This is a genomic window from Providencia sp. PROV210 (assembly GCF_028479445.1).
In the GTDB taxonomy this organism is placed as follows: Bacteria; Pseudomonadota; Gammaproteobacteria; order Enterobacterales; family Enterobacteriaceae; genus Providencia; species Providencia rustigianii.
This window is the reverse complement of the sequence record NZ_JAMPNQ010000005.1, coordinates 79,529-97,877: the sequence shown is the minus strand read 5'-3', so window position 1 is coordinate 97,877 and position 18,349 is coordinate 79,529. Positions and strand designations below refer to the sequence as shown.

General features: G+C 40.5%; 16 protein-coding genes. 5 read left to right on the top strand and 11 right to left on the bottom strand.

Annotated elements, in window-relative coordinates; genetic code table 11:
- Nucleotides 1-34: 34 nt before the first annotated feature.
- The 5 genes from PR761_RS04610 to gndA form a co-directional block, all read right to left on the bottom strand.
- Nucleotides 35-430, bottom strand: coding sequence for a hypothetical protein (locus PR761_RS04610; protein ID WP_006812662.1), 396 nt, complete (start codon nucleotides 428-430; stop codon nucleotides 35-37).
- A 171-nt stretch (nucleotides 431-601) separates the two neighbouring features.
- Nucleotides 602-1,237, bottom strand: coding sequence for a CatB-related O-acetyltransferase (locus tag PR761_RS04605; RefSeq protein WP_112836430.1), 636 nt, complete (start codon nucleotides 1,235-1,237; stop codon nucleotides 602-604).
- A gap of 125 nt (nucleotides 1,238-1,362) precedes the next feature.
- Entirely contained in the window at nucleotides 1,363-2,556 is a 1,194-nt protein-coding gene (locus PR761_RS04600; RefSeq protein ID WP_006812664.1) for a multidrug effflux MFS transporter, read from the bottom strand.
- An 88-nt stretch (nucleotides 2,557-2,644) separates the two neighbouring features.
- Nucleotides 2,645-4,024 (bottom strand): DKNYY domain-containing protein, encoded by a 1,380-nt coding sequence (locus tag PR761_RS04595; RefSeq protein ID WP_006812665.1) that lies wholly within the window; start codon nucleotides 4,022-4,024, stop codon nucleotides 2,645-2,647.
- Nucleotides 4,025-4,208: 184 nt separating this feature from the next.
- Nucleotides 4,209-5,615, bottom strand: a complete 1,407-nt coding sequence (gndA, locus tag PR761_RS04590) for an NADP-dependent phosphogluconate dehydrogenase (protein WP_006812666.1) — start codon at nucleotides 5,613-5,615, stop codon at nucleotides 4,209-4,211.
- Between the two features lie 242 nt (nucleotides 5,616-5,857).
- Between gndA and PR761_RS04585 the strand changes: the two genes are divergently transcribed.
- Together PR761_RS04585 and PR761_RS04580 are read left to right on the top strand one after the other, a co-directional pair.
- Nucleotides 5,858-7,447 carry a TerC family protein gene (locus PR761_RS04585; protein ID WP_154611010.1) on the top strand — a complete coding sequence of 530 codons (1,590 nt, stop codon included), beginning with the start codon at nucleotides 5,858-5,860 and terminating at the stop codon, nucleotides 7,445-7,447.
- 180 nt (nucleotides 7,448-7,627) lie between these two features.
- Complete coding sequence (locus PR761_RS04580) at nucleotides 7,628-8,236, top strand: hypothetical protein (protein WP_006812668.1); 609 nt, start codon at nucleotides 7,628-7,630, stop codon at nucleotides 8,234-8,236.
- 52 nt (nucleotides 8,237-8,288) lie between these two features.
- Here the strand turns inward: PR761_RS04580 and asmA are convergent, their stop codons facing one another.
- The 6 genes from asmA to apbC form a co-directional block, all read right to left on the bottom strand.
- The gene (asmA, locus tag PR761_RS04575; protein ID WP_126436550.1) at nucleotides 8,289-10,151 is read right to left on the bottom strand and encodes an outer membrane assembly protein AsmA; all 1,863 of its coding nucleotides are present in this window, start codon (nucleotides 10,149-10,151) and stop codon (nucleotides 8,289-8,291) included.
- Nucleotides 10,152-10,268: 117 nt separating this feature from the next.
- A complete protein-coding gene (gene dcd, locus PR761_RS04570) occupies nucleotides 10,269-10,850 on the bottom strand; it encodes a dCTP deaminase (RefSeq protein WP_006812671.1) in 582 nt (193 codons plus the stop codon).
- Nucleotides 10,851-10,917: 67 nt separating this feature from the next.
- Nucleotides 10,918-11,562 (bottom strand): uridine kinase, encoded by a 645-nt coding sequence (gene udk / locus PR761_RS04565; protein WP_006812672.1) that lies wholly within the window; start codon nucleotides 11,560-11,562, stop codon nucleotides 10,918-10,920.
- Between the two features lie 153 nt (nucleotides 11,563-11,715).
- A complete protein-coding gene (htpX, locus tag PR761_RS04560) occupies nucleotides 11,716-12,672 on the bottom strand; it encodes a zinc metalloprotease HtpX (RefSeq protein ID WP_006812673.1) in 957 nt (318 codons plus the stop codon).
- 44 nt (nucleotides 12,673-12,716) lie between these two features.
- Nucleotides 12,717-13,277 carry a LemA family protein gene (locus tag PR761_RS04555; protein WP_006812674.1) on the bottom strand — a complete coding sequence of 187 codons (561 nt, stop codon included), beginning with the start codon at nucleotides 13,275-13,277 and terminating at the stop codon, nucleotides 12,717-12,719.
- A gap of 206 nt (nucleotides 13,278-13,483) precedes the next feature.
- Nucleotides 13,484-14,596, bottom strand: coding sequence for an iron-sulfur cluster carrier protein ApbC (gene apbC, locus PR761_RS04550; protein ID WP_039854339.1), 1,113 nt, complete (start codon nucleotides 14,594-14,596; stop codon nucleotides 13,484-13,486).
- A gap of 236 nt (nucleotides 14,597-14,832) precedes the next feature.
- On the opposite strand from apbC, the gene metG reads away from it, so the two are divergent.
- The 3 genes from metG (at nucleotide 14,833) to PR761_RS04535 (ending at nucleotide 18,182) form a co-directional block, all read left to right on the top strand.
- Nucleotides 14,833-16,860, top strand: coding sequence for a methionine--tRNA ligase (metG, locus tag PR761_RS04545; RefSeq protein ID WP_006812677.1), 2,028 nt, complete (start codon nucleotides 14,833-14,835; stop codon nucleotides 16,858-16,860).
- Nucleotides 16,861-17,019: 159 nt separating this feature from the next.
- Nucleotides 17,020-17,487, top strand: a complete 468-nt coding sequence (locus PR761_RS04540) for a CidA/LrgA family protein (RefSeq protein WP_006812678.1) — start codon at nucleotides 17,020-17,022, stop codon at nucleotides 17,485-17,487.
- Nucleotides 17,487-18,182, top strand: a complete 696-nt coding sequence (locus tag PR761_RS04535) for a CidB/LrgB family autolysis modulator (protein ID WP_006812679.1) — start codon at nucleotides 17,487-17,489, stop codon at nucleotides 18,180-18,182. The genes PR761_RS04540 and PR761_RS04535 overlap by 1 nt, the downstream gene beginning before the upstream one ends.
- The last annotated feature ends 167 nt before the right edge of the window (nucleotides 18,183-18,349 follow it).

Here is an 18,349-nt window from a genome sequence, read left to right as displayed (position 1 = left end):
CCAACAGTCTAACTGTTGGCATCCCTACCAATTATCAATGTTGATAGTCTAAGTAATAGGTTGCTAATGTCTCGTTAATGCTAAATCCATTTGGGGTAATTTCCATTGGAGGAAGTGTTCGGATAAAAAAAACCTTCTGATTAGGCTTGATAGATTTTTGAATCTTATAGTTAATTTCACCGACCCACATATCATCTTTGAGTAAGTCAAAGCCAATATAGGTTTGATATAGAACAACATTCGAAATATTGGTGACAACGCCAGTTAGCTCAAACTCATCAAGCTCATCATTATATTTAACTTCAACATTAAAAATACTGACTGGTGCAGGGCTAGCAATGGAGACTTCAGATGATGCATAGAGATTGGATGATAGTAAATAACCGATAAAAACCAAGGTACTCAGAGATCTGCTTATCAATTTTCTCATAGTGGCCTACTCGAATTGATACTGCATTGATGGTAACGGCTATTTTTACTCAATACCAATTTACTCTTTTTACGACTATAAATACACCCTTATAACCATAGTATTCATGGGGATTATTCCGAAAAAAGGGCTATCGATTGATAGCCCACATAGTCAGTAATTCATGAAGAATTAGTTTTCCTTATCATATTCTTCACTGGCATTTTTCAATGCGAGAAAATCCGTTTGGCAAATAAATGCTCTCAGTGCTGAAAACTTCGTTTCACTCCAATCATAAATTTTCAATGCAAGAAGCTGTTCAATAATATCTGGCGAAAATCGAGTGCCGATCGGTTTTGCTGGGTTGCCACCAACAATCGTGTAAGGTGGCACGTCTTTAGTGACCATGCTATTCGCCGCAATGACCGCACCTTCACCAAGATTAATGCCCGGCATAATAAATGCACGCATCCCAATCCATACGCCATCAGCAATCACGGTATCCCCTTTACCGACATACGCGTCTTCAATATGCTCAATAAAAGGATATACACAAAACCAGTCCATTCGATGGGTATGATTTCCACCCATCAAAATAACGGCTTCACTGCCAATACACACATAATCGCCAATATAGAGTTGGTCTACATTCCAGGCTAATTGCCAATCTCGGCTCTGCTCGTCACCTTGCAAATAGCGAACAACGGATTGCTCAAACCCATTATCCCAGCAGTCACTGTAATAGCTGTGACAGCCTTTAATATGAATATTCGGATTTTGCACAACTTCATGCAGTAATTGATATTTAGACCAATGTTTCTTTTTCATGGTAAGTCACCTTGTAATCTGTTTCGTTACCATAGAACGCTGTCTATGGTGATGTAATCGCGTTCACTTACATCACCCTTAGCCTATCCTCGGCTGTTTTAATCTAGGGTTACTTATCATCATTACTATGCAACCTTTTCAATAATAGTGGCTCGTTTGATGCTGGTTTTTCTGGCGATAATGCCAAAAATACATCCTGCTAGCATCACTAAAGCCAGTGACAGTTTCGGTTCCATCGGCAATGCAATCGCACATAAACCAAGCGCAGCACCTCCCGCCATTTGAACGAAGCCCACCAGCGCCGAAGCGGCTCCCGCTTCATTACCAAAAGGCTCTAAGGCATAGCTGGTTGCAGTTCCCATCATGAACGCTAATCCTGTACAAGCGCAAGCAACTGGGAGCATATACACCAACCAATGGGTTTGTGTTTGCGGAGATAGCAAGGTCAAGCCTAACAATAGTCCCGCACAACCTAATGCCATCATCACACTACCGATAGAGAGGCAAGCCGGACGTCCCATTTTACGAATACAGTAATTGGCAAAGTAGCTTGCTAGCATGATCCAAAAACCATTAACACCAAATACAATCGAAAATTCTAATGGGCTGAGCTGTGCATCCCCCATTAATACGCTAGGAGCGAGAGAGACATAGGTGAGCGCCATTCCCATGGCCCCCGCATTGACCAACGAAAAAATAAAGAAATGTTCACTCGTCAAAATTCGGAAATAATTTTTAAACTGAAGTTTTTTAATTTGCTGCAAACTTGCAGGTCGAGTTTCGGGCAAGAACATAATAATTAAAATAAAGATAACCACCGCATAAAGTGCGAGGAACCAAAATGGGGCTCGCCATCCCCATGCCTCGGCTAATAGCCCACCTAATAAAGGTGCAAGTGCAGGAACGATATTCAATGTGCCATTTAAAAAACCAAAAGCACGAGCTGCGTCAGTACCATTCATTCGGTCACGAACACAGCTAAATGCCACGACTGATGTACAACATACCGCAGCTCCTTGCAGTAATCGCGAGGCAATAAACATTCCAGCGGTCGTTGAAAATGCAGCGACGATTGCGCCGATTAAATAGACAACTAAACCAATAATTGCGACTGGTTTTCGCCCATATCGGTCAACCAACGGTCCTGATATAAGTTGCCCAATCCCAAGTATGAGGATAAATAACCCAATGGTAGATTGAATGACAGATTCACTACTCTTTAAGTCTTCAGCAATTTTAGGAATAGTAGGTAAATATAAATCTATTCCCAAAGGGCCTAATAAAACTAATAAAAGCAGGAGCGTGAGAAATTTATGCATATGACCGATTCTAAGCAGATGAATATTATTTATTCAATTTTTAAAATAGCTAACGATAATATCAGAATGTCTGCCTATAAATCGAATCTTATCGATACTTAGTGATCGCTTGAACAAGCTCAGTACCTTGTACTGGCACAAGTTTCTCATCATCAATTAATTTACGAAGATCTCGAGGTAGAAACCGTTCATTCACTAAGCGTATCGCCATGTTTTGATCAATAATTCGATAAATAGTACGCCGAATACCTTGAGTTGAGCCTAGATTATCAAAATAGTAATACTCATTTCCCTTTCGCCAAACCTCACCGAAATAATGATTATCTAGGCTACCAACCTTTTCCCAAGGCGATACATTACTTTCATTAAGTCGATAAATTTTCGTGCTACGGGAAATCAACCCTGGGCTTCTATTGGTTCCCCATAGCTCCGAGTCTTGCAAATAATAGGTTTGATTATGGTGAGTAAACACAGAGGGGGCTATTTCTTTCAACTCCCCAGAGACAAACGGATTATCACCTGCACGAACAATAATTTCTTTTTCTCGATGATAAAAAAATACGCCATTTTTTGATAAAAATAGGGCTTGATTTACATGACTACCATGCCGACTGATTAAATGATACGGCGCATTTATCTCAGGAAAAACAAGATCATTCATCGACACTATTCCGGACTCAGGATCGATTAAATATCCCTCTTGGTGCAAACCATCTAATGTTAACGTGTATAGGCCAGAATGACTTTTGATTGGCAATAGATATTGTTGAAAATACACATTCAGATTATCACGATAAAATTGATGACTATCCCGTACTGAATCATCGTATTGTAATGACCCAATATCCTGTAACTGTTGTGGATCAGCATTCGGCATATACTCGCCTTTATAAAATACTCGCTGACCATCAGTCACGAGATATAATTTGAGTAATGGCCGATAAAGCGTCGGAGAAACAGGTAACGGTATCATAGGATAAATATAGGTTTGGGGCTTTTTTCCTAAACCCCAACCATGTAGCCATGTTTGAGTCAGTTCATCAAGCGTTGAAAGGTCGTCATTTATCACCGACCCCATTGCGCAATACACCGTTTGATTTCCATCCGTAAAATAACTGTTTCCTATCGATTTCGCCGTTTTAGGATTAAAGCTAGAAATAATCAAGTTGCCACAATAAGCGTGATTCTTATCGATACCAAACTGCCGTTCATAGTAAGACTCTTCAGAGAGTAACTGAAAACTAACCGGGTCCGCTTCATCAATTACATATTTACCGTTGCTGGGAACACTGGCATAAACCTTACCGTGATAAATGGTATAGATGCTGTGCCCTACTTTTTCGCCATTCTGATCAATTTCATAGGAAGATTCGCCGTTATTCATAGATAACAGCATGCCCGAGATAAATAGAATCAAGACTAAAAAGATAAAGCCAATCACCATTAAGCTTATTGTTTTGATTTTCATTATTTTTCTACGGAGTCTTGTCGTTATTGGGAATTGAGTTATATGGCGATATTTAATGTGAAAGCGGGGAAAATAGAAACGCGACCAATCTGAAAGTGGCTAAATAATAAAAGAAAAACAAAAAAGGTGCCCAATGAGGCACCTTTTTTTTAACGTTATGGAATCAACCCCGAGGGGCTATAACTTATTCCATCCACTCAGTGTGGAAAACACCGTCTTTATCAGTACGTTTATAGGTATGAGCACCGAAATAATCGCGCTGAGCTTGGATCAGATTCGCTGGCAGTACCGCTGAACGGTAGCTATCGTAATATGAGATAGCCGCAGAGAACGTTGGTGTTGGGATACCATTTTGCACGCCGTAGCACACCACATCACGCAGAGCTTGTTGATATTCATCAGCAATTTGCTTGAAGTATGGTGCTAACAGTAAGTTGGCAATTTTTGCATTGTCATTGTATGCATCAGTGATTTTTTGCAGGAATTGCGCACGAATAATACAACCCGCACGGAAGATTTTTGCAATTTCACCGTAGTTCAGATCCCAATTATACTCATCTGAAGCCGCTTTTAATTGCTGGAAGCCTTGTGCATAAGAGACGATTTTACCTAAGTAAAGTGCACGGCGAACTTTCTCAATAAAGACTTTTTTATCGCCTTCAACTGATTTCGCTACAGGACCCGTTAATACTTTGGATGCAGCAACACGTTGGTCTTTTAAGAAAGAAAGATAACGAGCAAAAACAGACTCAGTGATCAGCGTCAATGGAATACCTAAGTCTAGCGCACTTTGGCTAGTCCATTTTCCCGTACCTTTGTTAGCGGCTTCATCTAAAATTACATCAACCAGATAAGTGCCTTCTTCGTCTTTCTTCTTAAAGATATCGGCTGTAATTTCGATCAAGTAGCTGCTCAGCTCCCCTTGGTTCCACTCACCAAAGATTTCAGCCAGCTCTTCATTATTTAAGTTCAAAGAACCTTTTAATAGAGAGTACGCTTCGGCGATTAGCTGCATATCGCCATATTCGATACCGTTGTGAACCATTTTCACATAGTGACCTGCGCCATCTGGACCGATGTAAGTCACGCAAGGTTCACCTTCTGCTTTAGCTGCGATTTCTTTTAAGATTGGAGCAACTAATTCGTAAGCTTCTTTTTGACCGCCAGGCATGATTGAAGGACCTTTCAATGCGCCTTCTTCACCACCAGAAACACCTGTCCCGATGAAGTTAAAGCCTTGCTCTGACAGTTCACGATTGCGGCGGATAGTATCTTTATACAGTGTGTTACCACCATCGATTAAGATATCGCCTTTGTCTAAATGTGGTGTTAATGCAGCAATAGTTTTATCTGTTGCTTCGCCCGCTTTAACCATCAACAGGATACGGCGTGGTTTCTCCAGAGAGTCGACAAACTCTTCAATCGTATAGTTGGGAACTAATTTTTTCCCTGGATTTTCGGCAATGACTTCGTCTGTTTTATCTTGTGAACGGTTATAGATAGAGACTGAATAACCGCGACTTTCAATGTTCAGGGCTAAATTACGACCCATGACAGCCATTCCGACAACACCAATCTGCTGCTTTGACATGAAAAACTCCTGTCTGATTAGGACCAAGTCAGCATCGATTGTGCTGACATTCTGTTAACGGGATCACATGTTAACTCAGGATGGTTCTCCATGGTAGTTATTGATGCAATCGATAACGCAATAGAATCATTTTTTGCCAATTATTACTTAAGTTAGGTGATTTTTTATTGATATTTATGCCAATAAACCTCATTATTCATCGGTCGGTATAAGCCGTCATATCAGAAGGTAAAACAAACTGTATGGAATGGATCGCAGATCCTTCGATTTGGGCTGGTCTCGCTACCCTTATCGTTCTAGAAATCGTTCTTGGTATTGATAACCTTGTTTTTATCGCCATTCTGGCAGATAAACTTCCACCTAAGCTGCGTGATAAAGCTCGTATCACAGGGTTAATGTGTGCCCTTGTTATGCGTGTTATTTTACTATTCAGCCTATCGTGGTTAATCACGCTGACCAAGCCTATCCTAACCCTCTTTGAGCACCCGTTTAGTGCCCGCGATCTTATCATGTTGCTCGGGGGAATATTCCTCTTGTTTAAAGCAACAATGGAGCTAAACGAACGGTTAGAAGGTAAAGACGAGCATACAAATAATCAACGCAAAACCTCCAATTTCTGGGCGGTTGTAGCGCAAATCATCGTACTTGATGCGGTATTTTCTCTTGACTCCGTTATCACCGCAGTCGGTATGGTTGACCATATCGGAGTGATGATTGCTGCGGTCACTATCGCCATGATGTTAATGATCTGGGCAAGTAAACCACTGACCAGCTTTGTTAACGCGCATCCAACCATCGTCATCCTATGTTTAAGCTTCTTATTGATGATTGGTTTCAGCTTGGTTGCAGAAGGTTTTGGTTACGCCATTCCGAAAGGTTACCTGTATGCCGCGATTGGTTTCTCTATCATGATAGAGGTACTCAACCAATTTGCTCAGTTTAACCGACGTAAATTCCTAACCGGTACCCGCCCATTACGTGAGCGTACAGCTGAAGCGGTATTACGTATTTTAAATGGCAAAACAGAACACGGTGAGTTAGACCCTCGAACTTCTGATTTAATCTCGGACAATCAGTCTGTTTTTGATCCTCAAGAACGCTTAATGATTGCCCGTGTATTAGGCATGGCACAGCGTAACGTGGAAAGTATTATGACTTCCCGTCATGACGTGGATTATTTAGATATTAATAAATCATCCAGCGACTTACTCCAAATGATGCAGAAGAACCCTCACTCTCGTTTTGTGATGGTCGATGAAACCATTAGCGATGAGCCTATCGGTGTTGTCCATGTCCTTGATTTAGTGAAACAGCAACTCAGTGGCGCGCCGTTAGATTTACGTGCTTTAGTCACTCAACCGCTGATCTTCCCTGAAGGTTTGTCATTGTTAAAAGCATTAGAACAGTTCCGTCAGGCTCATACTCACTTTGCCTTTGTCGTTGATGAGTTTGGCTCAATTGAAGGTATTGTGACGCTAACTGACGTAATGGAAACTATCGCAGGCAACTTGCCCGTGGGTGATGAAGAAAATGACTCACGACATGATATTCAAAAGCTAGAAGATGGCACTTGGATTGCCAATGGCTTTATGCCGCTAGAAGATTTGATTATGTATGTTCCAATGCCTTTAGATGATAAACGTGAATATGAAACTATCGCGGGTCTATTGATGGAACATTTACAGCGTGTCCCTGAAGTTGGTGAGCAAGTTCTGATTAACGGCTGTACTTTCCAGCCTCTTGAGGTAATAAGCCACCGTATCAATAAAGTCTTAATCACTCCACCAGCACCTGAAGGTGATGGTTATGATTATGATTATGTCGATGACTAATCGCGATTAATATAAGATTAAATACCAGCCTTTATCCTATATTGAGCTGGTATTTTTTTTGCTTTAAATCTGAGCAGATTTTTTTATTTCAAATCAGTAGCGTTTTTTAAAAGAAAAAATTATTTACGCATTGAATAATTCAATTCATTTGATAATTTTACTTTTACTGAGACTCTACTGATGAAAGCTATAAATACCTCACCGCAAGTTCAGATTCGCCGTATGAGCGTGACAGATCAACAAGGCAAAACGACAGAATTTACTCGTACAGCAAAGAGTGTGAAGAATGATTCGCAGCAACATCCACAAGTTACAACGGATAAAAAAACAGTTCATTTGAAAGATATAAAGCAACTTCATAATGAAGTGAATACTCTCATTTCTTCTATAAAAGACATCCTCTTTATTGGCGAAAACATTCCTACAAAACATTTAATCACAAATGATTTACCTATTTTCAAAAATATAAATAATAAAATAAACGAGTTGGGAAAAAAAATCACAGAACTTAAAGATAAGCTGGATAGCTCAAGCTATAAGCACCATAAATCTAAAAAAATAGATCTGGAATCATTGGAGAAAGAATATAAATCAGAAAATAGTCAAATAAATCGACTAAAAAATGAAATGACGAAACTCCAAGAAACTAGCCCTAGCTCTAAAGAGCTGTTAGAGGAAGAACAGCAGGATAAAAAAATAGAGCCACAGAGAGGTTATTATGACCTTTCTGACAAAATTGCAGAAAGATCACAAAGAAAGCGTGATTATGCTGAGAATGGTTATAAATAACTAAACTTCATAATATTATAAACCGCCCATTAAGGGCGGCTCTATACCTAAATTACAAGGCATTTAGTAAATCATCAAACCCTTTAACTTCTTCTTTTTTCAAAAAATTACCTATTGCTTCTTTCGCTTGGGTTCGAATTTCATTTCGTAGTAATTTCTCTACATCTAGTTGATATTGAAGGTTGTTCCAGCTGCCATAAATACGCAGTGGTATAATTACGCCACTGAGTTGTTTGATTAGGCGAGAATCCCCAGCCCAGCCACCTAGAATGTTAACCCCCAAATTCACATCAATCGTTTCTTTTGGAATATTCACTCGCCCTTGCCCCGTAATTCCTAACAATGGAGACGTAGCGCGTAGCGAGGCAATATTCATATTGCCTTTATTTAAATATCCAGACACCGTAAATAAATCAACTTCAGTGAAGTTATTCATATTGGTTGGTGCATTAATTTTATTGGTCACCCGAGAAATTGACTGTTGGATTAATTGAGGAATATTTAAATCTGCTAGTTTGGCATCACGTAACTCGAAGTTAAGAGGCCCCTGCCATTGATTTTTTACTGCATAATCATCATAGCCAGAACCAGATAACTCAGCATTTAGCGAGATAATTCCACTGAGCTTTTCAGGCATATGGAAAGCTTTCAATAATGGAGTTAAATCAATATTTTTAAAGTTCGGCTTTGCAGAAACTTGTGCAGGAATTCCGCTGTAATTAACCGTAACAGGAAGAGAGAATTGCCCACCAAAGGCTTGTCCCTCTAACTGAGAAACAGTTAAACGAGGATATTGGTTTTGTGCATTAAAATGTACCATCGTGACGGTCATTCCACGATAAATTAAACTATCCACTGCCACATTAATATTTGCAGTAAACGATTTCAGCCCAGTGAGATCGTATTTATCCATATTAGAACCAGAAATAACCGGTTTAACACCAATACGCTCATTATTATTGACCACATCTTCCGATGCATTATTAAGTGTTGTGCTATTTCCAGATGCTGGGGCTTGCCCTAATAGGCTATCGAGATTTAGCGAAGTCGATGATAAATTGACGACGATATCAGGAATATCAGTTAAACCAACATGAATATTCCCCTTCAACTCACTGTCATTCGCTTGGATAATTAAATTATTGAGATTTACCGCGCTGGTATCAGCCTTTGTATATAGAAAATCTGTTGTGACTTTTCCTGTAATCCCATTTTCAGGTAGGTCAACCCCTTTTAGCTGATAGTCAAACTGAGTAACCTGACCACTAACTTGCTGAGATAATTTAGATAAATCCACATCAGAATTAAGATCAAAATTCAGTTCTTGTTGATTTTTATTGAGATTACCGCTGAATTTTACCGAAACTTGCTTGTCATTATTTTTCTTCAACGACAAATTAATATTACGTAGATTGTATTCATCTTTCGCAGTTTGCCAGATAACTAAACTATTAGTGATATCGATTTTACTGATATCCAATAACCATTGATTTTTATCTGATGGCTCTGCAGGAACTTGACTACCGCCAGGGGCAATAGGCACTTTACGCTGGATGACAGCTTCACTTTCTGGCGTTTTTCTGATGACGGCACCGTCAATAACTACCTGTTCTACAGACAATCGATGAGAGATAAGCGGCCATAATTCAACGTCTAAGCGCATATTTTCTGCACTTAGTACTGGTTGAGTAGCATTAGGCGCAGTAACAGAGATTGGACCGGTAATAATGCTTAATGTCGGCCATACATGCCAACGCAAATCACCGTTGAAGGCAAATTGATAACCACTTTTTTTCTCAACTTGTTCGACTATGTAGCCCCTAAAATCATTCGGGTTAACCAACATCACTAAAGCTGCGAGTCCTGCCACTAATACAACAAGTAAAATAATCAGTGTCGTCAAAAAACGTTTCATTCTTCCCTCTCTTTCACTCTGTTTGTCACACCCTGAGCTACCTGTCCCTGAAGCTTACGCAAGTTTTCCCCTTCAACTCCATTAAGAAGGGGAGCGCTTGTCGCTTTACCGTAACAATTAATCTTCGCTGATACGGCTACCAACTGCACCTTGTTGGTTTTTATATTTGGCATCCTGCCGACTATTATAAGGACGATCGGCGCTGCCTGACAGTGGTTCAAAGCTCAGTGCTCCAATCACCATACCCGGACGCAGGGCTAAAGGCAATTTACCTGAATTGTAAAATTCTAATACAATCTGGCCACACCAACCTGGATCAATACGGTGGGCGGTCACGTGAACCATTAAACCAAGTCTAGCCAAAGATGAACGACCATCCAACCAACCAACAAGGTTATCAGGAAGTGTTACAGACTCAAGGGTCACTGCTAAGGCTAGCTCCCCTGGATGGAGGAAGAAAGGCTCATCGTCTTTAAGGATAATTTCATCGCTCATGACTCGATTTAAAGCCGCAGTAACCTCATCTTTGGGTCCACTAAGGTCAATAAATGCCGCTGTATGGCCTTGAAAAACACGGAATTGATTTCCAAGCCGCACATCGGCAGTCGCACCATTGATTCGTTCAATTGGTGGGCGCGGGTTAATAACTAATCGACCTTCATCCATCCACTGAATTATATCGCGGTCACAAAGACGCATGATCACTTTCCCCCTTCATTATTTTATGTATCCATAACAGTATTATCGTTGGTTATGTGTGGCACAATTACTCTTGACAGAATTCACCAATTTTAGCTTTCAAAATATCAATCGCCACACGATTTTTACCACCACGAGGGACGATAATATCGGCATATTGCTTTGACGGCTCAATAAATTGTAAAAACATTGGACGTACCGTTTTATTGTACTGGTCAATCACTGAATCTAAGGTTCTGCCCCTTTCATTAACATCACGTTTAATACGACGCATTAAGCAGATATCCAATGGCGTATCCACAAAAATAGAGAAATCCATCTCTTCACGTAAACGCTTATCCGTTAATAATAGAATACCTTCAATAATAATGACTTTTTTTGGTTTAAAACTAATAGTTTGTTCTTTACGGGTATGAGCAACATAGTCGTACTGAGGAATCTCTACGGATTGGCCACTTTTTAGTGCCTTAAGGTGTTCATAGAGTAAGCTGTGATCCATGGAGTTCGGATGGTCATAATTAACCTTAAGTCGTTCTTCCATTGGAATATTTGTTTGATCTTTATAGTAGCAGTCTTCTGGAATAACACCGATATTATGATCACCGACCTTTTCTCTTAATTCCCGATATAAGGTACTCGCAATTAGGCTTTTGCCAGATGCAGAGGCTCCCGATATACCTACAATGGTACAGTGATGCGATGTGTCAGTCATAAAATGGTAACCTGGTTGAAAAATTTTGATATGAAATGCATAACAGCAAAATGTTATGGTTGGCGGGAATTATAGGGGGTAATGACACGCGGCACCAGCCTCAGTCATCAAACTCTGATAAAAAAACATCGTCAGTTTTGTATTACAGCATAATTAAAACTGTTTACGCCCTTCTAAAGCTGCAATACGATTTTCTATAGATGGGTGCGTTGAAAATACCGAATCACCTTTATTGAAAATATAGGCCGCCTTACGGTACGCCTGACCAGTGCTTTGATCATCATAATCATGCTGCTGATGATTACCTGAAATTTTCTTCAATGCGCTGATCATCGCTTGGTTATCTGACGTCAAATCCACTGCCGCAGCATCCGCCATATATTCACGGGTTCGAGATAAATAGAAATAGAGAACTTGGGTAATAATCGGTAATAGGATATTCAGTAATAATAAAATTGTTTGTGCTTTATTAGCAGAATTATTACGGCTACGTCCCGCTGAGCGAATAAAGATTTGGGCAAATAAATTGGTCACGGTCAGAATAACGTTGGCAAGGATCCCAACATACAGCGTCAACTTTGAATCCCCGTGAATAATATGCCCGACTTCGTGAGCCAGCACCGCTTGTACTTCTTGGCGGTTTAAGGTTTGCAACAATCCTCGGGTCACGCCAACTAAGGCATTTCGAGAATTCCAACCGGCAGCAAAAGCATTAGGTTCATCACTTTCGAGAATATATAGACGCGGAATATAGCCTAATGTGGCACTTAAACTTAACTCTTCGAGAATATTGAATAATTGTCGTTCTTCTGGAGTTGATGCGCCTTCTTGAGTAATTTCTCGGGCATTCATTCCCGCAAGCATCAATTTATGCCCGAAGAAATGAATATATAGCAACCCAAGAAATGTCAGTCCTAAGATAATCAATGTCGCTACAGGTAACTGTTGAAACGTCATAAAGCTAATCAGATTAGAGGTAAAATCAATTCTCTCATCAGGATGAGTTGCAGTATCAGCAAGTAATCCGATAACCAGCATCAAAAAAATATAACTCATCACAACTAACCGAGTACGAAAGTTATTTTTGCGAATGACGTTTCTAAAATCCATAATAAAAACCTGCCAGTAGCGACACTAACTTAGTCGACATAAATTTAGTCGAAATTAATTCGGCGAGATTCTTCAGCTTTAATTTCAGCTTCATCTAAACGCCAATATTCTTTAGAAATTTTCAAACTTGGAATAATGCCGACAATCAGAGCTGCTGGCATCGATGCAATATAGGCATTATAAGTTTCTAGAGAGCGATTATAGCCACGTTTAGCGAAAGACAGCTTGTTTTCTGAAGAAACAATTTCTTCCTGTAAATTTGCCATAATGGCATCAGATTTTAGCTCTGGATAAGCCTCAACGGCGACATTAATTGCCCCGCTGCTAACCATTTTAGATAGTGCATCTTCCGCTTCACGAGCTTGGTTACCCGATGCATTTTGCGATTGCGCTCTTAATTCTGTAATTTTGCTAAAAACTTCCGACTCATGACTTAAATATTTTTTGACCGTTGCCAGTAAGCTATCAAATACTTTTCCGCGACGATCCAATTGAACTGAAATTTCGGTTTCACTGGAGATTACTGCTTCACGTAGTGCCACGATACGGTTATAAAAATAGATAACGATCAGTACCAGCACGACAATAAAAATTAAAAATTTCATAATCACCTTTTAGGCGGTTTGCCATCGGAATAAACACAGTCATTTATTAGGATTAAATACACTTATTACCTGACATTCTACGCAGCATCTAATGATAAAGAAACTGTTTCGAGATAAATCAGAACAATCGAAAAATAAGATTTTTTGCAACAAAAAAGGCTACTTAGTCATTAACAACTAAATAGCCCTTTATCAGTTCAGATTAATTATACCGCGCGGAAAGAAATCTCTGTTGGGATCTTATCCCCTTCCCAGTACATTAATGCTGAAATATTTGAGGCAATTTCACGGTAAATATCCGCAAACTCGCCTTCAGGGTCACGCATCACAGTCGGTTGACCACGGTCAAGGTCTTCACGTAATGAGATATGTAACGGTACCTGACCTAACAGTTTTGTATTGTATTTTTCAGCCAATTTCTCTGCACCACCGGTACCAAAGATAGGCTCAATATGGCCACAGTTACTACAAATATGTGCGCTCATATTTTCAACAACACCCAGTACAGGCACGTTGACTTTCTTAAACATCACAATACCTTTCATCGCATCCACTAATGCGATGTCTTGCGGTGTGGTTACAACCACTGCGCCAGTCACAGGAATATTTTGTGATAGAGTCAATTGGATGTCACCTGTTCCCGGTGGCATATCGATGACCAAGTAATCCAGATCTGGCCACAATGTATCTTGCAGCATCTGCATTAAGGCTTTACTTGCCATTGGGCCACGCCATACCATCGCGTTGTCATCGGTGACTAAGTAACCAATTGAGTTGGTCGCTAAACCATAGGCCATGATAGGAGCCATGTGTTGACCATCAGGGGATGTTGGTCGTTCTAGCGTAGTTCCTAACATGTTTGGGATGGATGGACCATAAATGTCCGCATCCAAGATCCCAACTTTGGCACCTTCTTGCGCTAATGCTAAAGCCAAGTTAACGGAAGTACTGGATTTACCCACCCCACCTTTACCTGAGCTCACCGCAAGAATATTACGAACGCCATTGATGCCAGGCAAATCATTGGCACGTTTAAGCGTCGTGATATCGTGGCGAAGTTTCCATTCAATGGCGTGAGCACCCGTCAATTGCTTTAATTCAGCGGTTTTTTCGCTAATCAGCGTTTGAAATGGTCCTTTCCAGACAAATGGCATAACTAATTCGACATGCAACACATTGTCCAACAACGCACAATGATGCAATGCTTTGATTGATATCAAATTGCGCTGGAGTGTTGGGTGTGTAAATGAAGCCAAAACAGTGGAGACTTGTTCAGTCAGCAGTTCTGGTTTGTTCTGCTCGGGGGATTTATCGTTCATCCCGGCTCCTTTATTTTCTTTTTTAACTACAGATTTTTGACTACGATGCATGATAGCAGAGAACGAAAAAAATAGTGACCGCCTAGCGAATGAAAAACCACAAACAGTAAAAATTTGTTTCCACCCTCAATTTTTTCCTGCTAAACGCCGATTAATATTTTATTGCCCTAGCGACATCTTTATTGATCGGTTAACATCAAAGACCCTTTATTAATAATGGAAGTAAGAAAGTTACTATGTCTCAAGTCGCGAATAAATTACTGGTAACCTGTGCGTTACCATATGCTAACGGTTCAATCCATCTCGGTCATATTCTGGAGCACATTCAGGCTGATATTTGGGTCCGTTATCAGCGAATGCGCGGCAAAGAAGTTCATTTTATCTGTGCTGACGATGCGCACGGAACCCCGATCATGCTGAAAGCTCAGCAGCTAGGCATTTCTCCAGAAGAGATGATCGCGGCAATGAACCAAGAGCATCAGAACGATTTTGCTGGCTTCCAAATTAGCTACGATAACTATCACTCAACCCATAGTGAAGAAAACAAACAGTTATCTGAAATGATTTATGGCAAGTTAAAGAATAATGGTTTTATCAAGAGTAAAACCATTTCTCAGCTTTACGATCCGGAAAAAGGCATGTTCTTGCCAGACCGTTTCGTCAAAGGAACTTGTCCAAAATGTAAAGCGGAAGACCAATACGGCGATAACTGTGAAGTTTGTAGCGCAACGTATAGCCCAACAGAACTGATTAATCCTCGTTCTGTTGTCTCTGGTGCCACACCAGTTATGCGTGAAACTGAACACTTTTTCTTTGACCTTCCTGCATTTAGCGACATGCTCCAAGCATGGACTCGCTCAGGCGCACTGCAAGAGCAAGTTGCGAACAAAATGCAAGAGTGGTTTGAATCTGGTTTACATCAGTGGGATATCACTCGAGATTCTCCTTATTTTGGTTTCGAAATCCCAGATGCTCCCGGTAAATATTTCTATGTCTGGTTGGATGCTCCAATTGGTTATATGGGGTCATTTAAAAACCTCTGTGACAAGCGTGGAGACCTAAACTTTGATGAATTCTGGAATAAAGATTCTAAAACCGACCTATATCACTTCATCGGTAAAGATATCGTTTATTTCCACAGCCTGTTCTGGCCAGCAATGTTAGAAGGCAGTAACTACCGTAAGCCAACTAATCTATTTGTTCACGGTTATGTGACAGTCAACGGTGCCAAAATGTCTAAATCTCGCGGAACATTTATTACCGCGCGTTCTTATTTAGATAACCTTGATGCTGATTGTCTACGTTATTACTATGCCGCTAAACTTTCTTCAAGAATCGATGATATCGATTTGAATTTAGAAGATTTTGTTCAACGCGTGAATAGCGATATCGTCAATAAAGTGGTCAACCTTGCTTCACGTAATGCGGGCTTTATTGCTAAGCGGTTTAGCGGAAAATTATCTGCAAATCTGGCTGAACCTGAGCTATACCAACAGTTTGTTGATGCCGCACAAGTGATTGGCGACGCTTATACTAATCGTGAATATGGTAAAGCAGTTCGTGAAATCATGGCTCTGGCTGATATTGCAAACCGCTACGTTGATGAAAAAGCCCCTTGGGTTGTCGCGAAACAAGAAGGCAAAGATCAAGAATTGCAAGATATCTGTTCAATGGGTATCAACCTGTTCCGTGTATTAATGACTTACCTAAAACCTGTTCTTCCAAGCTTAACTCAGCGCGCTGAAGATTTCTTAAATGTGAAATTAGAGTGGGATGCAATCAACAAACCGTTACTTAATCATGATGTTGCTCCATTCAAGGCATTATTCAACCGCATTGAGATGGCTAAAGTTGAAGCAATGGTAGAAGCCTCTAAACAGACTATCCAGCCGGTAAAACAGCTAACAGGACCTCTGGCAGATGATCCAATTCAAGAGACAATTAATTTTGATGATTTCGCAAAAATTGACCTGCGTATTGCCTTAATTAAGCAAGCTGAGTTTGTTGAAGGTTCTGATAAGTTACTAAAATTACAGTTAGATATTGGTGGTGAAAATCGCCAAGTCTTCTCTGGCATTCGCTCTGCATATCCAGACCCTAAAGTGCTGGAAGGCCGCTTAACCGTTATGGTTGCTAACCTTGCTCCACGTAAAATGCGCTTTGGTATCTCTGAAGGCATGGTGATGGCAGCGGGTCCCGGCGGTAAAGATATTTACTTACTGAGCCCTGATAATGGCGCACAACCAGGAATGCAAGTTAAGTAAGCCATTCTTGTTGTTGCTAATACGGCATTAAATACTGTAAGCAAATAACGGAGCCACTCTTGTGCGCTCCGTTTTTTTATGAATTTTTATTTGTGATCTATGGCACATTTTGCAAGTTAATTGTATGATGAATGCCTGTCGAGCTATAGGACAAGTCCCATGTCACTTAAACAAGTATTGATAACCGGATGGCAATATTTGCGAGCCTTCGCAATACTTTATCTCTGCCTCATTATCGGAAATCTAATTTCCAAACTACTTCCTTTCTCCATTCCCGGTAGCATCGTGGGAATGTTATTACTGTTTGTGCTACTCGCCTTACAAGTCATTCCTGCACATTGGGCAAAACCAGGTTGTAGCATCTTACTGAAAAACATGACGATACTGTTTGTACCGATTGGTGTAGGGATCATGAATTACTATGATTTACTCAGCCAACAAATGATCCCGATCGTTGTGTCCTGTATAGCAAGTACGGTGATCGTCATGATTGTGGTCGCGGTCAGCTCTAACTATATCCATAAAGAACGTCCCATTGTTGGTGCTAAGCCAGATGAAGTTCCACTTCCCCCTGAAGATGCTATCTCTTCAGTTACTACCGATAATAAACCAAAGGGGAATGAATAATGTTTGAGCATATTTGGTGGTCACTACCACTCACCATCATTGTCTTTTATTTGGCAAGAGCACTGTCGATTAAGTGCAAACTACCTATTTTAAACCCATTATTATTAACAATTGCGGTGATTATCCCACTGTTGATTTTCACTAGCACCCCCTATGAGCACTATTTCGCAGGCAGTAAGCTCCTTAATGATTTACTGCAACCTGCGGTTGTTGCGCTAGCATTTCCACTCTATGAGCAAATGCACCAAATTAGAGCGCAATGGAAATCACTCTTTAGTATTTGCTTTGCGGGCAGCTTAGTTGCCATGTTTACAGGTGCTGCCATTGCGCTGTGGTTAGGCGCAACGCCAGATATTGCTGGCTCTATTTTGCCAAAATCAGTCACTACGCCGATTGCCATGGCTGTCGCCGATTCTGTTGGTGGCATTCCTGCCATTAGTGCAGCTTGCGTGCTGTTTGTTGGGATCTTAGGAGCAATGTTTGGTCACAGTTTATTTGATGTACTACGCATTCGTACTCACGCATCAAGGGGTTTAGCCATGGGAACCGCCTCCCACGCATTAGGAACTGCCCGCTGCGCCGAAATTAACTATATTGAAGGCGCCTATAGTTCACTCGCATTAATGACATGCGGTGTCATTACTTCACTCCTCGCTCCATTCCTATTTCCTATCATTCTGCATTTATTTGGCTAAACTGAATCAATAAGAGAGGTAATTAACCTCTCTTATGCCAATTAGACACCAAAAACTTGAGATACATCTCTCATTTACTGAATTTGTTTCATCGCTTTCATTCACGGAGTGATAATGATCACATTAACACCCCTGATTTATTGAATAGAATGAAAGCAATTAAATAG

Bases quoted from the DNA above. Each gene is read 5' to 3' on its own strand.
- PR761_RS04610 (WP_006812662.1), bottom strand. From the start codon at position 430: ATGAGAAAATTGATAAGCAGATCTCTGAGTACCTTGGTTTTTATCGGT.
- metG (WP_006812677.1), top strand. From the start codon at position 14,833: ATGTCTCAAGTCGCGAATAAATTACTGGTAACCTGTGCGTTACCATAT.
- apbC (WP_039854339.1), bottom strand. From the start codon at position 14,596: ATGAACGATAAATCCCCCGAGCAGAACAAACCAGAACTGCTGACTGAA.
- PR761_RS04595 (WP_006812665.1), bottom strand. From the start codon at position 4,024: ATGAAAATCAAAACAATAAGCTTAATGGTGATTGGCTTTATCTTTTTA.
- dcd (WP_006812671.1), bottom strand. From the start codon at position 10,850: ATGCGTCTTTGTGACCGCGATATAATTCAGTGGATGGATGAAGGTCGA.
- PR761_RS04535 (WP_006812679.1), top strand. From the start codon at position 17,487: ATGTTTGAGCATATTTGGTGGTCACTACCACTCACCATCATTGTCTTT.
- udk (WP_006812672.1), bottom strand. From the start codon at position 11,562: ATGACTGACACATCGCATCACTGTACCATTGTAGGTATATCGGGAGCC.
- PR761_RS04555 (WP_006812674.1), bottom strand. From the start codon at position 13,277: ATGAAATTTTTAATTTTTATTGTCGTGCTGGTACTGATCGTTATCTAT.
- PR761_RS04605 (WP_112836430.1), bottom strand. From the start codon at position 1,237: ATGAAAAAGAAACATTGGTCTAAATATCAATTACTGCATGAAGTTGTG.
- PR761_RS04580 (WP_006812668.1), top strand. From the start codon at position 7,628: ATGAAAGCTATAAATACCTCACCGCAAGTTCAGATTCGCCGTATGAGC.
- PR761_RS04585 (WP_154611010.1), top strand. From the start codon at position 5,858: ATGGAATGGATCGCAGATCCTTCGATTTGGGCTGGTCTCGCTACCCTT.
- gndA (WP_006812666.1), bottom strand. From the start codon at position 5,615: ATGTCAAAGCAGCAGATTGGTGTTGTCGGAATGGCTGTCATGGGTCGT.
- PR761_RS04540 (WP_006812678.1), top strand. From the start codon at position 17,020: ATGTCACTTAAACAAGTATTGATAACCGGATGGCAATATTTGCGAGCC.
- PR761_RS04600 (WP_006812664.1), bottom strand. From the start codon at position 2,556: ATGCATAAATTTCTCACGCTCCTGCTTTTATTAGTTTTATTAGGCCCT.
- htpX (WP_006812673.1), bottom strand. From the start codon at position 12,672: ATGGATTTTAGAAACGTCATTCGCAAAAATAACTTTCGTACTCGGTTA.
- asmA (WP_126436550.1), bottom strand. From the start codon at position 10,151: ATGAAACGTTTTTTGACGACACTGATTATTTTACTTGTTGTATTAGTG.